Source organism: Comamonas aquatica (assembly GCF_018064205.1).
GTDB lineage: Bacteria > Pseudomonadota > Gammaproteobacteria > Burkholderiales > Burkholderiaceae_C > Comamonas > Comamonas aquatica.
Map to the genome: position 1 here is coordinate 174,028 of NZ_CP072916.1, position 14,075 is coordinate 188,102.

General features: G+C 65.6%; 14 protein-coding genes. 4 read left to right on the forward strand and 10 right to left on the reverse strand.

Features of this window, described 5'->3' with window-relative positions; genetic code table 11:
- Positions 1–57 precede the first annotated feature (57 nt).
- The 5 genes from paeA to hemA all read right to left on the reverse strand — a co-directional run bounded on the left by paeA (position 58) and on the right by hemA (position 5,610).
- Positions 58–1,506, reverse strand: a complete 1,449-nt coding sequence (paeA, locus tag KAQ61_RS00785; RefSeq protein WP_081888972.1) for a polyamine export protein PaeA — start codon at positions 1,504–1,506, stop codon at positions 58–60.
- A 201-nt stretch (positions 1,507–1,707) separates the two neighbouring features.
- Positions 1,708–2,031 (reverse strand): Grx4 family monothiol glutaredoxin, encoded by a 324-nt coding sequence (grxD, locus tag KAQ61_RS00790; protein ID WP_042416983.1) that lies wholly within the window; start codon positions 2,029–2,031, stop codon positions 1,708–1,710.
- Between the two features lie 52 nt (positions 2,032–2,083).
- The gene (gene prmC / locus KAQ61_RS00795; RefSeq protein WP_244982953.1) at positions 2,084–2,932 is read right to left on the reverse strand and encodes a peptide chain release factor N(5)-glutamine methyltransferase; all 849 of its coding nucleotides are present in this window, start codon (positions 2,930–2,932) and stop codon (positions 2,084–2,086) included.
- Positions 2,933–3,127: 195 nt separating this feature from the next.
- Positions 3,128–4,210, reverse strand: a complete 1,083-nt coding sequence (gene prfA, locus KAQ61_RS00800; protein ID WP_210930178.1) for a peptide chain release factor 1 — start codon at positions 4,208–4,210, stop codon at positions 3,128–3,130.
- 104 nt (positions 4,211–4,314) lie between these two features.
- Complete coding sequence (gene hemA, locus KAQ61_RS00805) at positions 4,315–5,610, reverse strand: glutamyl-tRNA reductase (RefSeq protein WP_210930179.1); 1,296 nt, start codon at positions 5,608–5,610, stop codon at positions 4,315–4,317.
- A 72-nt stretch (positions 5,611–5,682) separates the two neighbouring features.
- On the opposite strand from hemA, the gene KAQ61_RS00810 reads away from it, so the two are divergent.
- Positions 5,683–5,961: a hypothetical protein gene (locus KAQ61_RS00810; protein WP_210930180.1), complete on the forward strand. Its 279-nt coding sequence runs from the start codon at positions 5,683–5,685 to the stop codon at positions 5,959–5,961.
- 64 nt (positions 5,962–6,025) lie between these two features.
- Here KAQ61_RS00810 and KAQ61_RS00815 read toward each other — a convergent pair whose 3' ends face one another.
- Positions 6,026–6,931, reverse strand: coding sequence for a LysR substrate-binding domain-containing protein (locus tag KAQ61_RS00815; protein WP_210930181.1), 906 nt, complete (start codon positions 6,929–6,931; stop codon positions 6,026–6,028).
- A gap of 119 nt (positions 6,932–7,050) precedes the next feature.
- Here KAQ61_RS00815 and KAQ61_RS00820 point away from each other — a divergent pair, with 119 nt between their 5' ends.
- The 3 genes from KAQ61_RS00820 (at position 7,051) to KAQ61_RS00830 (ending at position 10,119) form a co-directional block, all read left to right on the forward strand.
- Positions 7,051–8,034, forward strand: a complete 984-nt coding sequence (locus tag KAQ61_RS00820) for a tripartite tricarboxylate transporter substrate binding protein BugE (protein ID WP_042416970.1) — start codon at positions 7,051–7,053, stop codon at positions 8,032–8,034.
- A complete protein-coding gene (locus tag KAQ61_RS00825; RefSeq protein WP_210930182.1) occupies positions 8,034–8,936 on the forward strand; it encodes an N-formylglutamate amidohydrolase in 903 nt (300 codons plus the stop codon). The genes KAQ61_RS00820 and KAQ61_RS00825 overlap by 1 nt, the downstream gene beginning before the upstream one ends.
- Positions 8,937–9,147: 211 nt before the next feature.
- Positions 9,148–10,119 carry a Bug family tripartite tricarboxylate transporter substrate binding protein gene (locus tag KAQ61_RS00830; RefSeq protein WP_210930183.1) on the forward strand — a complete coding sequence of 324 codons (972 nt, stop codon included), beginning with the start codon at positions 9,148–9,150 and terminating at the stop codon, positions 10,117–10,119.
- Between the two features lie 170 nt (positions 10,120–10,289).
- On the opposite strand, the gene ugpQ is transcribed toward KAQ61_RS00830, so the two are convergent.
- From ugpQ to ugpA, 4 genes are all read right to left on the reverse strand, one after another.
- Positions 10,290–11,066, reverse strand: a complete 777-nt coding sequence (gene ugpQ / locus KAQ61_RS00835) for a glycerophosphodiester phosphodiesterase (protein WP_210930184.1) — start codon at positions 11,064–11,066, stop codon at positions 10,290–10,292.
- A 131-nt stretch (positions 11,067–11,197) separates the two neighbouring features.
- Positions 11,198–12,205, reverse strand: coding sequence for a sn-glycerol-3-phosphate import ATP-binding protein UgpC (locus tag KAQ61_RS00840; RefSeq protein ID WP_042416960.1), 1,008 nt, complete (start codon positions 12,203–12,205; stop codon positions 11,198–11,200).
- Between the two features lie 59 nt (positions 12,206–12,264).
- Positions 12,265–13,113, reverse strand: coding sequence for a sn-glycerol-3-phosphate ABC transporter permease UgpE (gene ugpE / locus KAQ61_RS00845; protein WP_210930185.1), 849 nt, complete (start codon positions 13,111–13,113; stop codon positions 12,265–12,267).
- A gap of 2 nt (positions 13,114–13,115) precedes the next feature.
- The gene (gene ugpA / locus KAQ61_RS00850) at positions 13,116–13,997 is read right to left on the reverse strand and encodes a sn-glycerol-3-phosphate ABC transporter permease UgpA (protein ID WP_042416954.1); all 882 of its coding nucleotides are present in this window, start codon (positions 13,995–13,997) and stop codon (positions 13,116–13,118) included.
- Positions 13,998–14,075: the final 78 nt, after the last annotated feature.

Below are 14,075 nucleotides of genomic sequence, written 5' to 3' on the forward strand. Positions count from 1 at the left end.
GTGCCGACGGCGATCACGGATGACCGCTGTCGGTAAGCGGGCGCGTCCAAAGGACGCTCAAGGCACGCTGGGGGTCTCGCGCTGGGGCTTGGGGTGCTGGGCCTCGGGTTTGGAGGCGGCGCCGGGCAGGGTGCTCATGGCCGGGCCGGAGGCCGCCACGGCGGCCACGGCCGACAGGGTGGAGGTCGGCGCGTCTGGCACCGGCATCACGCTGCCATCCGCATGCAGGCGCGAGACCAGCACCTGGTCGATGCGATAGCTGTCCACGTCCATCACCTCGAAGCGGTAGCCACCCCAGTTCACCGCATCGGTGCGGCGTGGTACGCGGCGCAGCATGACCATCAAGAAGCCGGCCAGGGTTTCGTACTCGTCCTCATTCGGCAGGGCTTCCAGGTCCAGGGCGCGCAGCACATCGTCGATGGGGGTGATACCGTCGATCAGCCAGGAGTTCTCGTCACGGCGGATGATCTGCTCTTCATCGTCGGGCGAGACCAGGTCGCCCATGACCGTGCTCATCACATCGTTCAGCGTGACCACGCCGACGACCAGGCTGTACTCGTTGAGGATCACGGCAAAGTCTTCGTGCACCTGCTGGAACTGGTCCAGCACCTCGGCCAGGGTCAGCTTGTCGGGCACCAGCAGCACGCGGCGGATCAGGCTGTCGTCCTTGAGCGAGATCGGCAGGTTGTTCAGCACGCGCTGGAACAGGTCCTTGGCGTCCACGTAGCCGACGATGTGGTCGATGTCGCCGTCGCACACCGGGTAGGTGGAGAAGGGCTCCTCGGCGATGCGCGCACGGATCACGTGGTCCGGGTCATCGCGCAGGAAGTAGGCGATGCGATCGCGCTGTGTCATGGCCGAGGCCACGGTGCGCGAATCCAGCTCGAAGATGTTGGCAATCGCCTGTTGCTCGCGCACCGCCAGCACGCCGGCGCGCGCGCCGGCCTCGGTCATGGCCAGGATGTCGTCCGAGGTGATGCGCTCGTCGCGCTGGTCGGGCAGGCCCAGCACGCGGATCAGCGCATCGGTGATGCGGGCGTAGATCCAGACGATGGGCTTGAACACCGTCATGCACAGCTGCATGGGACCCAGCACGCGCAGCAGCAGGTGCTCGGGCTCGACCATGCTCAGTCGGCGCGGCACCAGGTCGGCAAACAGGATGAACAGGGAGGTGATCACCAGGAAGGACAGCACGAAGCCCAGGCTGCTGGCGGTGCTCTCGGGCAGCCACAGCGTCAACAGGCTGCCCAGTGTGCCGCTGAGGGCCCCTTCGCCGACGATACCGCCCAGGATGGCAATGCCGTTCTGGCCCACCTGTACCACGGTGAAATAGTCGCCGGGCTGCTCCTGCATCCTCAGCGCCTTGTCTGCACGGGGGTCGTCTTCGTCGGCCATCTGGCGCAGGCGCAGACGGCGGGAGGCAGCGAGGGAAATCTCGGCCACGGCGAAGAAGGCACTGGCGGCAATCAACAGCGCGATGATGAACAGGCTTTGCGTCAACGTCATAAGTCAGTGGGGTGGCAGGTGACGGCCGAGTGTCACCATTGTGCATGCCTCCTTCGCATGCCGGCATACCGATCACTCTGTGCCGCTGCCCTGCGGCCGAGAACGAAAAAACCGCCCACAGGGGCGGTTTTGGATAAAGCAGGGGCCATGCCAGCCGTACTGGTCATTGGGGTTGGCATCGGTCCCAGCAGCTGCATGCGATCAGGCTTCGCCGTTGATCACTTGCTGCAACTCGCCGGACTCGTACATCTCCATCATGATGTCCGAGCCGCCGATGAATTCGCCGCGGATGTACAACTGGGGGATGGTGGGCCAGTTGCTGTAGTCCTTGATGCCCTGGCGGATTTCCTGGTCTTCCAGCACGTTCACGGTGGCGATCGCCTTGGGCTCCACACCGCAGGCCTTCAGGATCTGGATGGCGCGGCCCGAGAAGCCGCACATGGGGAAGCTGGCGCTGCCCTTCATGAACAGCAGGATGTCGTTGTTCTTGACCAGTTGGTCGATGCGTTGTTGTACGTCGCTCATGGGTTCTCCTTGCAGGGGAGCCTGGGCATGGTCCGCCCGGCAATGCTTGTGATTATTTCACTGTCTCGCCAACGTTGGCGCCGTCCGGGATTTGCCCGCCTGTGCAGCGGTCCACGCCGGCCAGGTCCTGGCGGCTGTGCACCTGCACAAAACCGGCGCTGCGCAGCAGGGCCTGCACGTCGCCGGCCTGGTCCCAACCGTGCTCCAGCAGCAGCCAGCCGCCGGGCGGCAGGTGCGCGGGGGCCTGGGCGACGATGGCGCGCAGGTCCTGCAGGCCGTCGGCGCCGCTGGTTAGGGCGTGGCGGGGCTCGTGGCGCAGCGCGGGCATGTGCGGATCGTCCTCGCGGATGTAGGGCGGGTTGCTGGCGATGACGTCAAACACCCCCTCCACCTGCTCCAGCCACGACGAGGCCACGAACTGCACCGGCAGCTGCAAGCGCTGTGCGTTGGCGCGCGCCACGTCCAGCGCCTGCGGGCTGAAGTCGACGGCGGTCACGGCGGCGTCCGGGAGCTGGCTTTGTACGGCCAGGGCGATGGCACCGCTGCCGGTGCCCAGGTCGGCCACGCGGGGTGAAACGATTTTTTCCACCACGTCCAGCACCCACTCCACCAAGGTCTCCGTGTCGGGGCGCGGGTCCAGCACGCGGGCATCCACCTGCAGCGGCAGGCCGAAAAATTCTTTGCAGCCCGTCAGATAGGCCACGGGCACGCCATCCAGGCGCTGGGCGCACAGCTGCGCAAACTGCGCCTGCTGGTCGTGGCTCAGCGGGTCCTGGTCGTGCGTCAGCAGCCAGGCGCGGCTGGCACCGGGCTGGCCCAGCACGTGCAGCAGCAGCATTTGCGCGTCAATGCGCGCCAGGCCCTGCTGGTGGGCCTGGCGTAGGGCGTGCTGCAAAGTCAAAGGTGAGTTCACTTTGTATAGCTGCTGGAGCAGACGGTATAAGCGTTAGAGGTCAATTTGGCTTGAAAAGATAAAAAGACTCGCTCGCACCACGCTGGATATGTTGTTGTGCCTTGTCGCACGCCGGTACGGCACGCAGTTTCACGTTTTGCCATCGTCCATCTTCGGTGTGCGGGGTGGTGTTTGCCGATCTCACTAAGTATTCACTTCCAGCTCGGCCAGCAGTTCGGCCTCGCGGGCCTGCTGCAGCGCCTGGATCACATCGCCCAGGTCCCCTTCCATGATGTTCAGCAGCTTGTACAGCGTCAGGTTGATGCGGTGGTCGGTCAGGCGGCCCTGGGGGAAGTTGTAGGTGCGGATGCGGTCGCTGCGGTCGCCCGAACCAATCAGGCCCTTGCGCAGCGCGGCTTCCTTGGCCTCGCGCTCCTTGCGTTCCTTTTCCTGGATGCGCGCCTGCAGCACCTGCAGGGCCTTGGCCTTGTTGCTGTGCTGGCTGCGGCCGTCCTGGCATTCGGCGACGATGCCCGTGGGCAGGTGGACCACGCGCACGGCCGAGTCGGTCTTGTTAATGTGCTGGCCGCCGGCGCCGCTGGCGCGGAAAGTGTCGATGCGCAGGTCGGCCGGGTTCAGGGTGATGGCCTGCTGCTCGTCGGGCTCGGGCATCACCGCCACGGTGCAGGCGCTGGTGTGGATGCGGCCCTGGGTCTCGGTGGCGGGCACGCGCTGCACGCGGTGGCCGCCGGATTCAAAGCGCAGCGCGCCGTACACGCGTTCGCCCTCGATGCGCAGCACCACTTCCTTGTAGCCGCCCAGTTCGCTGTCGTTGGCGCTCATCACCTCCACCTTCCAGCCCACGTTGGCGGCGTAGCGGGTGTACATGCGCGCCAGGTCGCCGGCGAACAGGGCCGATTCGTCACCGCCCGTGCCGGCGCGGATTTCCACGAAGGCCGGGCGCTCGTCGTCCGGGTCCTTGGGCAGCAGCAGGCGCTGCAGTTCGTCCTCGAGCTTGAGCAGCTCGGCCTCGCCGGCCTGGATCTCTTCCTGGGCCATCTCGGCCATGTCCGGGTCCTCCAGCAGCTGGCGCGCGGTGGCGATGTCGGTCTCGGTCTGCAGGTAGCGTTGGTAGCGGCCGGCCACGGCGGTCACGTCGGCATGTTCGCGCGAGATGCGGCGGTACTGCTGCATGTCGCCCATGATGTCTTCGCGCGAGAGCAGGAAATCCAGTTCTTCAAGGCGCTGGGCATAGCGCTCCAGCTGGGTGCGCAGGAATGGTTGCATGGTCGATTCGGGGAAATGGGGTGCTACGCGAAACGTAGCGGCAAGCGCTGGTCAGATCAGCGCTGGAGGGTGTTTTGGCTCAAAAGCCGCAGCGCGAAGCGGCGCTAACGCTGGCCGGGCTTGCCGGGGCGCAGGAACAGCCGGGAGACGGTGTCCACCGTCTGGGCACGCTCTTCGGCGCTGCCCTTGTGCAGGGCCGCCAGGGTGCCATGCATCATCTTCTGGGTCAGGCCGCGTGACAGGGCGTCGAGCACGGCATCCACATCCTCGCCCTTGGCCAGCAGCTTCTTGGCGCGGGCGATTTCGGCGGCGCGCCAGGCATCGGTCTGGGCGTTGAGCTGCTGGATCAGCGGCACCACACCGCCCTGGGCGCGCTGGTGCATCCACTGCATGAAGTTCAGCACGCCGGCGTCGATGATGACCTCGGCCTCGGCCACGGTGGCCTGGCGCTGGGCCTGGGCGGTGCGCACCACGCTGGCCAGGTCGTCCACGGTGTACAGGTAGACGTCGCGCAGGTCCTTGACCTCGGGCTCGATGTCGCGGGGCACGGCCAGGTCGACCATGAACATGGGGCGGTGCTTGCGTTTTTTGAGCGCGCGCTCGATCGCCCCCAGGCCGATGATGGGCAGGGTCGAGGCCGTGCAGCTGATGATGGCGTCGTACTCGTGCAGGTGCTCGGGAATCTCTGCCAGCGGCATCACCTCGGCGCCAAAGCGGCTGGCCAGCTTTTCCCCGCGCTCCATGGTGCGGTTGGCGATGGTGATGTGGGCGGGGTTCTTGGCGGCAAAGTGGGTGGTGGCCAGCTCGATCATCTCGCCGGCGCCCACGAACAGGATGCGGATCTTTGTGAGGTCTTCGAACAGCTGGCCGGCCAGGCGCACGGCGGCGGCGGCCATGGAAATCGAGTGCTCGCCGATCTCGGTGGAGCTGCGCACTTCCTTGGCCACGGCAAAGCTGCGCTGGAACAGCTGGTTCAGCGTGCTGCCCAGGGCGCCGGCTTCCTCGGCGGCGCGCACGGCGTTCTTCATCTGGCCCAGGATCTGGGTTTCGCCCAGCACCATGGAGTCCAGGCCTGAGGCCACGCGGAAGGCATGGCGCGCGGCGGAGCCGTCTTCCAGCAGGTAGGAGTGCGAGCGCAGCATGTCCGCACTCACGCCGCCGGCATGGGCCAGCCAGCCCAGGGTGTGGTCCAGGGCGGGGGCGTCGGCGGCGCAGTAAATCTCGGTGCGGTTGCAGGTCGAGAGGATGGCGGTTTCCACCTCGGGGTGGCACGTGGCGCTGGTCAGCGCCTGGCGCAATCCGTGCAGGGTGGGGGCGATCTGGTCGATGGCGAACGCAAAACGGCCCCGTAAATCCAACGGTGCCGTGTTGTGGTTGATGCCGAGTGCCCAGACTGCCATAAGCCGAGATTATAAAATTTGCTGCCGCTTTGCGCTGTCCTACAGTCCAAAGTCTTGATCTGTGTCATTTCTATGCCCGTCCTGGACTTCCTCAACCACTTGCTCAACTTCGTGGCACCGGCTGTTTTTCTGTCCCTGGTGCTGGCGCTGGGCGCGTGTGTGCTGTGGCGCAAACGGGCGCACCTGCTGCCCTGGTACCTGATGGCCGCCGTCAACCTGCTGCTGGGCGTGCTGGTGCTGGCCCTGGGCGTGGTGCTGACCGGCCACGACGGCCGCATGGGTACTTATGCCATCCTGGTGCTGGCCATGGGCAGCTGCCAGTGGCTGATGTCCCAGGGCTGGCGCGGCTGAGCCGCAGGACGCCGGCGCCGCTCCGGACCGGTCTGCGGCAGCGGAAGTGGCGCGGCGTTGGCACCTAGGCCTGCGCGTACTGGGCCTGGTCGGCCCGCGCCTGCGCCAGCACCCAGTCACGGAAATCCTGCAACGCATGCGAGGCCGGGCGCGAGGCGGGCTGGCACAGGAAATAGCCGCGCTCGATCTGGAAGGGCCGGTGCACGGGGATGGCTACGCGCCCGGCGGCCAGATCGTCCTCAATCAGGCAGCGCTGTACCACGGCCACGCCCATGCCGGCGACCACGGCCTGTACCAGCATGCCCACCAGTTCGAAGTCGGCCGCTGGTGCCGGGTAGGGGCCGTCGCAGCCCATTTTCTCGAACCAGCGCGCCCAGTTGTCCGGGTAGTTGGTGTGGGCCAGCAGCGGGCGGCGCAGCAGATCCTGCGGGCGGCAGATGCTCAGCGCATCCTGGGGCCGGCAGATGGGCACCAGATCGCGGCCCACCAGGTAGTCGGCCTGCACGGTCTCGGGAAACGGCATGCTGCCTATGCGGACCCAGGCGTCGATGTCGGGCGAGGTGATGGGATCGTCGCGCCGATACGGGGCAAACGACAGCACGGTCTCCGGGTGGCGGGCGCTGAAATCCGGCAGGCGCGGAATCAGCCAATGGCTGAACAGCGTGGGCGGCATGGACAGGCGTACGTGCCGGCCTTCGCGCTTGCGGCGCATGGCCTGGGTGGCCGATTCGATGGTAAAGATGGCCGGACCCACGGCGTCCAGGTACTGGCGCCCGGCCGTGGTCAGCACGCTGCGCCGGCCCTGGCGCTCGAAGACGGCAAAGCCCAGGTGCTCTTCAAGGCGGGCAATCGCGCGGCTGATGGCACCTTGGGTGACCTGCAGGGCATCGGCCGCCTGGGTGTAGCTGCCCAGCCGCGCGGCCTGGGCAAAGGCATGGAGTTCCGAAATGGACGGGGACTGAAGGCGCATGGCTGAATTATGACTTTTGGTAATGCTTGCTTGCTTTTTTGTCCCTTTTTTCCTGCGCCCCAGTGGCCAAGAATCTGTGCGTACTTCTCATAAATTATCCGAACCCTGGAGAAAACCCCATGATGTTGCGCCGCACCCTGTTGTCTTCCGTCGCCGCTGCTGCGGCCCTGACCGCCCTGGCCCCCGCCGCCCTGGCCGCAGACAACTACCCCAGCCGCCCGATCAAGCTGGTGGTGCCGTTTGGCGCCGGGGGGTCGACCGACATCGTGGCGCGCCTGCTGGCCGACAAGATGGGCCCCATCCTGGGCCAGCCCATCGTGATCGAGAACAAGGGTGGTGCCGGGGGCTCGATCGGTGCGGCCGAAATTGCCAAGGCCGCTCCCGATGGCTACACCATCGGCATGGCCACCGTGTCCACGCACGGCGCCAACCCCGCGATCATGGCCAAGCTGCCCTATGACGCCAAGAAGGACTTCGCCCCCATCACCAACGTGATGGCCGTGCCCAGCGTGTTTGTGGTGCACCCCAGCGTGCCTGCCAAGACGATGAAGGAGTTCATCGCCCTGGCCAAGAAGGAACCCGGCAAGTACAGCTTCGCCTCGCCCGGCACCGGCTCGCTGGGCCATGCCAACATCGAAAACTTCATGAACCTGGCGGGCATCGACCTGCTGCACATCCCCTACAAGGGCGCGGGCCAGGCGCTGAACGACGCACTGGGGGGCCAGGTGCACGCAATGACGGACAACCTGTCCTCGTCGCTGACCAATATCAAGGCCGGCAAGCTGCGTCCGCTGGCGGTGCTGGCGCTCAAGCGCACCGAGGTGCTGCCGGACGTGCCCACCTATGCCGAGCTGGGCTACCCCCAGATGGGTGATGGCGGTTGGTTCGGCCTGGTGGCCCCCGCCGGCACGCCCAAGGCCATCATCGACCAGCTGAACGCGGCCGCCCACAAGGCCATGCAGGACCCCAGCTACCTGGCCAAGCAAAAGGACATCGCTGGCGAAGGCATGGCCAACACGCCCGAGCAGTTTGCCAAGCAGATCGATGCCGCCATCGCCCGCTACACCGCCGTGGCCCAGCGCGCCAACATCAAGATCAACTGATGCCTGGTGTGCCTGATTTTCTGCAGCCCCGCCCGGAGGCCCCGGTGCGGGTGCACCCGCCCCAGGCCGAGGTCTTGCCGCTGGTGTGCGATTCCCCGCACAGCGGCACGGCCTATCCGGCGGATTTCGGGTTCGCGCTGCCCCTGGCGCAGCTGCGCCGCGGCGAGGACTCGCTGGTGGACCGCCTGTGGCAGGCCTGGCCCGAGCATGGTGCGACCCTGGTCGAGGCCACGTTTCCGCGCACCTACATCGATCCCAACCGCGAGGAAGACGACATCAACCCCGCGATGCTGGACGGCCCCTGGCCCACGCCGCTGCACCCGAGCCCCAAGACCCTGCAGGGCCTGGGTCTGGTGTGGGAGAAGCTCAGCCAGGCCGGTCGGTCCACCCCGGTGTACGACCGCGCACTCAGCGTGGCCGAGGTGCAGCAGCGCATCGAGCGCTACTGGCGCCCCTACCACGCCGCGCTGGCGCAGGCCATCCGCTGGTGTGTGGGGCGTTTCGGCGGGGTCTGGCACATCAACCTGCACTCCATGCCCAGCGATGTCTACCAGCGCCTGGGCACGCCCGAGAAGACCCTGGCCGACTTTGTCCTGGGCGACCGGGATGGCACGACCTGCGATCCGGACTTCATCCGCCTGATTGGCGAGACCTTGCAGGCCCAGGGCTACAGCGTGGCCTACAACGAGCCGTACAAGGGCGTGGCCCTGATCGGCCGCATTGGCCAGCCGCATCTGCACCGCCACAGCCTGCAAATCGAGATCAACCGCCGCATCTATCTGGACGAGGACACACGCCTGCCCAGCGCCGGTTTTGCCCAGGTGCAGCAGCACCTGCAGCAGTTGATGCCGGTGGTGGCCGAGCACGTGCGCCAGCGCATGCGCCAACTGCCGCGCGCCTGAGCCTGCGGGCTTGTCGGTGGCGGCATCGCGGCCCGGAATGGCGGCCCTGACAGTCCGCGGGGTGAGGGCGCACGAACGCCCCGGGGTTTTCACGGATTTGACATGAATTTGTCACATTCCAGCCCCGCGGCACCGGGCTTGCTCCCTAGAATCCGCCCGCCATGCCTGTCGCCAGACGGCAGGCGGGCCATTCCACAACAAGGAGCATTGAATGAACACAACATGGCGTACATGCCTGGCCGCGGTCGCGTGCCTGGTGGCTGCGGTGGGGGCGCAGGCGCATGACTTTCCCAGCAAGCCCATCCGCATCGTGATGGGGTTCCCGGCCGGCGGCCCGCTGGACCAGCACGCCCGCCTGCTGTCCGACAAGCTGCAGGCCGAGCTGGGCCAGCCCATCGTCATGGACTACAAGCCCGGTGCCGGTGGCACGCTGGGGGCGCAGGAGGTCATGAAGGCCGCGCCCGACGGGCACACGCTGATGATCGCCAACACCGGTGTGATGGTGATCAACCCTGCGCTCTACCCCAAGCTGCCCTACCAGACGCTGCGGGACTTCACGCCGATTGCACGTACCGCCATGCAGCCGCTGGCGCTGCTGGTCAGCAACAACACCCCGGTCAAGACGCTGCCGGAGTTCATCAGCTATGCCAAGGCCCATCCGGGCAAGGTCAACTTCGGCTCGGCCGGCAACGGCGGCATCAGCCACCTGGTGCCCGAGATGTTCAAGTCCGCCACGGGCATCCAGATGGTGCACATCCCCTACAAGGGCAGCGCCCCGGCCTTCACCGATCTGATGGGCGGGCAGGTGCAGTTCATGGCCGAGAGCATTCCGCAGGCCGCGGCCTACCACAAGCAGGGCAAGGTGCGCGCGCTGGCCGTGACCAGCCGGGAGCGCAACCCGGCGCTGCCCGAGATTCCGACCGCCATCGAAAGTGGTCTCAAGGGCTTCGAAGTGGTCGGCTTCTACGGTTTCCTGGCCCCGGCCGGCACACCCAAGCCCGTGGTTGACCGCCTGAGCCAGGCCTTCCAGAAGGTGATGGAGAACCCCGAGCTGCGCGAGCGCATGGTCAGCCAGGGCGCCAACCCCGACTTCATGGGGGCCGAGACCTTTGCCAAGTTCCTGGCCGCCGAAATGCCCCGCTGGGCCGATGCGGTCAAGGCCTCGGGCACCAAGATGGACTGAGCGTGCTGCCCGCGCAGCGGGCTGCACCAACAGCAAGGCCTTCCCCTGCGGGAAGGCCTTTTGGGATGCCATGCTGGCAAAATCGATAGCGCACAGCGCGCGCTGTGCGCGAATTTCAGTGTGTTTTGTGCCTGAAATGCACTGTGATCGAGCGCAAGCAGCTCTCTTTTTTAGATCGAGGTGCTGGTCTGGGCCGGGCTGAACAGGTCCACGCGGTCGGTGATGATGCCGTCCGTACCCAGGTCGATCAGGCGTTGGGCGGCCCATTCGTCGTTCACGGTGTAGCTGCTGCAGCGCAGGCCGGCGCCATGCACCTTGGCCACCAGCTCGGGGGTCCACAGCGCGTGGTTGAGCACCATGGCGTGGCAGTCCAGGTCCAAGGCCACTTGCAGATCGGCGTCACCGTTGCCATCGGCCAGCTTGTCCACCAGCAGGCCGCGCGGGATGTGGGGTGCGGTTTCGCGCGCGCCCTGCAGGGCCTCGGGCTTGAACGAGGTGAACAGCGGCGGCACTTCGCTGTGCGGCCAGATGCGCTGCATCAGCGTGCCGCAGGCGCGGCCGGTTTCCAGCTCCTGGCCGGGCGTGGGCTTGATCTCCACATTCAGGTGCAGGTGGTTGGCCAGGCACCAGCGCGCCAGGGCTTCCAGCGTGGGCAGGGCCTCGCCCGCGTAGGCGCGCGAGTGCCAGCTGCCAGCATCGAGCTGGGCGATCTGGCCCATGGTCAATGCGCCGCCGACGCCGTGGCCGTTGGTGGTGCGCTCCAGCGTGGCGTCGTGCATCAGGAACAGCACGCCATCGCTGCTGAGCTTGGCGTCGCATTCAAAAAAGCGGTAGCCGTGCTGCGCGCCCAAGCGGAAGGCGCTCAAGGTGTTTTCCGGTGCCAGCTTGCCGGCACCGCGGTGGGCCACCCAACGGGGGTAGGGCCAGGGTTTCAATGCAGTAGTCATCGTGGATTTGCGCCCGTAGAGACGTGAAAAAAGCGCCGTCAGCGTGGGCTGGGGCGCTTGGGGAAGCTTAGTGCAGAAGTCATTGCGCAGGCATGCACGCGTGCATTCGGCGCGGCCACGCGCCTGAACCCTCAGGCGCGCTTGCCGGTTTCGGCGTCGAACCAGTGCAGACGGTCCTGGCGGGCCGAGATGCGGGCGGTCTCGCCGGGCTTGGGGAAGGGCTTGCCTTCTTCCACGCGCACGGTGACGTCCTCGTCACCCACCTTGCCGTACAGCAGGCGCTCGGCACCCAGCAGTTCCACGGTTTCCACGCGGAATTCCACGCCGCCGGTTTCCACCAGGTCGATGTGCTCGGGCCGGATGCCCAGGATCAGGCCGGGCTTGCCGTTGGGCGAGTGCTTGAGCAGGTTCATCGGGGGCGAGCCGATGAAGCCGGCCACGAAGGTCGAAGCAGGGGTGTGGTAGACCTCTTCGGGCGTGCCGAACTGTTCCACGTTGCCGCCGTTCATCACCACCATGCGCTGGGCCAGGGTCATGGCCTCGACCTGGTCGTGGGTCACGAACAGGCTGGTGATGCCCAGTTCGGCGTGCAGCTTCTGGATCTCGATGCGGGTCTGGCCGCGCAGCTTGGCGTCCAGGTTGGACAGGGGTTCGTCGAAGAGGAATACCTGGGGCTGGCGCACGATGGCGCGGCCCATGGCCACGCGCTGGCGCTGGCCGCCGGACAGCTGGCGTGGCTTGCGGTCCAGCAGGTGGGACAGCTCCAGGATCTTGGCGGCCTTGTCCACGCGGCGCTTGATCTCGTCCTCGGGCACCTTGGCGAGCTTCAGGCCGTAGGCCATGTTCTCGTAGTTGCTCATGTGGGGGTAGAGCGCGTAGTTCTGGAACACCATGGCGATGTTGCGCTTGGCGGGTTCCAGGTCATTGACCTTCTTGTCGCCAATGATCAGATCGCCACCGGTGATTTCTTCCAGGCCCGCAATCATGCGCAGCAGGGTGGACTTGCCGCAGCCCGAGGGGCCGACCAGCACGATGAATTCGCCGTCCTTGATGTCGACGTTCACGCCATGGATCACAGGCACGGCCGTCTTGCCGGTGCCGTAGCGCTTGACGATGTTCTTGAGAGAGATGGATGCCATAACAGTATCTCGTTCGTATCTTGTAATTGGTCAAAAGAGGGTGGATGGGGCTGTTGGAGTTACTTTTCGGTATCCACCAGGCCTTTGACAAACCACTTTTGCATCAGGATTACCACGGCCGTGGGGGGCAGCATGGCCAGGATGGCGGTGGCCATCACGATGTTCCAGTCCACGGCGGCTTCACCGCCGGCCAGCATGCGCTTGATGCCAATCACCACGGGATACATGTCTTCCGAGGTGGTCATCAGCAGGGGCCACAGGTACTGGTTCCAGCCGTAGATGAACTGGATCACGAACAGCGCAGCGATCGAGGTCTTGGACAAGGGCACCAGGATGTCCTTGAAAAAACGCATGGCGCCGGCGCCATCGATGCGGGCGGCCTCCACCAACTCGTCCGGCACGGTCAGGAAGAACTGGCGGAACAGGAAGGTGGCGGTCGCCGAGGCGATCAGGGGCAGGGTCAGGCCTGCGTAGCTGTTGAGCAGGCCCAGGTCGGCCACGACCTTGTAGGTGGGCAGAATCCGCACTTCCACGGGCAGCATCAGCGTCAGGAAGATGGCCCAGAAGCACAGCATCTTGAAGGGGAAGCGGAAGTAGACGATGGCGAAGGCCGACAGCAGCGAGATGGCGATCTTGCCGAGGGTGATGACCATGGCCACTACAAAGCTCACCCACATCATGTGCACGACGTTGGTGTTGGAGCCCAGCTTGCCGGAGCCCAGCAGCGCTTCCTTGTAGTTGTCCCACATGTGGGCGCCGGGCAGCAGCGGCATGGGCGCCTGCACGATGGCATCGGCCGTGTGGGTCGAGGCGATCAGCGCCAGGTACAGCGGAAAGGCGACGATCGCCACGCCGAAGATCAGGACGGCGTGCGAGATGAAGGTGAGCCAGGGATTGCGATCAACCATGATCAGTACTGCACTTTCTTTTCAACATAGCGGAACTGGATCACGGTCAGCACGACAACGATCAGCATCAGGATCACGGACTGGGCGGCCGAGCCACCGAGGTCCAGGGCCTTGAAGCCATCTTGGTACACCTTGTAGACCAGGATCGAGGTCGACTGGCCGGGACCGCCTTGCGTGGCCGCGTCGATGATGCCGAAGGTGTCGAAGAACGCGTACACGATGTTGATCACCAGCAGGAAGAAGGTGGTGGGCGACAGCAGGGGCAGTTGGATGTTCCAGAAACGGCGCCAGGGGCCGGCACCGTCAATCGAGGCAGCCTCGATCAGCGCCTTGGGGATCGACTGCAGGCCGGCCAGGAAGAACAGGAAGTTGTACGAGATCTGCTTCCACACCGACGTGATGACGATCAGGGCCATGGCCTGGTTTTCGTTCATCAGGTGGTTCCACTCGTAGCCGAGTTTGCCCAGGTAGTGGGTGATCACGCCGATGGAGGGCGAGAACATGAAGACCCACAGCACGCCGGCGATCACGGGCGCCACGGCGTAGGGCACGATCAGCAGGGTCTTGTAGACCATGGCGAAGCGGATGATGCGGTCGGCAAAGATCGCCAGACCCAGTGACACGGCGATCCCAACCCCGGCCACCAGCACCGAGAACACGGCGGTGCGCTGGAAGGAATTCAGGTAGGTGGGGTCATCCAGCAGGTTGCGGAAGTTGTCCAATCCGACCCATTCGGTCGACATGCCGAACGCATCTTCCATCTGGAAAGACTGGAGCACGGCTTGGCCGGCTGGCCAGAAGAAGAAGATGCCGATGATGAGCAGCTGGGGCATGATCAGCGCCCAGGGCAGCCATCGGGAGCGGAAAAGTACGCGTTTTTCCATGATGGATCACAAAATAAAAAACCGCCGGAGCTGCATCAGCCGCGGAGGAGAGTGAGGGTCATCGAGGCGTGTCGCGTT

Coding starts and splice junctions, on each gene's coding strand:
- ugpQ (WP_210930184.1), bottom strand. CDS start 11,066: ATGACTACTGCATTGAAACCCTGGCCCTACCCCCGTTGGGTGGCCCAC.
- KAQ61_RS00815 (WP_210930181.1), bottom strand. CDS start 6,931: ATGCGCCTTCAGTCCCCGTCCATTTCGGAACTCCATGCCTTTGCCCAG.
- ugpA (WP_042416954.1), bottom strand. CDS start 13,997: ATGGAAAAACGCGTACTTTTCCGCTCCCGATGGCTGCCCTGGGCGCTG.
- hemA (WP_210930179.1), bottom strand. CDS start 5,610: ATGGCAGTCTGGGCACTCGGCATCAACCACAACACGGCACCGTTGGAT.
- KAQ61_RS00830 (WP_210930183.1), top strand. CDS start 9,148: ATGAACACAACATGGCGTACATGCCTGGCCGCGGTCGCGTGCCTGGTG.
- paeA (WP_081888972.1), bottom strand. CDS start 1,506: ATGACGTTGACGCAAAGCCTGTTCATCATCGCGCTGTTGATTGCCGCC.
- KAQ61_RS00825 (WP_210930182.1), top strand. CDS start 8,034: ATGCCTGGTGTGCCTGATTTTCTGCAGCCCCGCCCGGAGGCCCCGGTG.
- grxD (WP_042416983.1), bottom strand. CDS start 2,031: ATGAGCGACGTACAACAACGCATCGACCAACTGGTCAAGAACAACGAC.
- KAQ61_RS00820 (WP_042416970.1), top strand. CDS start 7,051: ATGATGTTGCGCCGCACCCTGTTGTCTTCCGTCGCCGCTGCTGCGGCC.
- KAQ61_RS00810 (WP_210930180.1), top strand. CDS start 5,683: ATGCCCGTCCTGGACTTCCTCAACCACTTGCTCAACTTCGTGGCACCG.
- ugpE (WP_210930185.1), bottom strand. CDS start 13,113: ATGGTTGATCGCAATCCCTGGCTCACCTTCATCTCGCACGCCGTCCTG.
- prfA (WP_210930178.1), bottom strand. CDS start 4,210: ATGCAACCATTCCTGCGCACCCAGCTGGAGCGCTATGCCCAGCGCCTT.
- KAQ61_RS00840 (WP_042416960.1), bottom strand. CDS start 12,205: ATGGCATCCATCTCTCTCAAGAACATCGTCAAGCGCTACGGCACCGGC.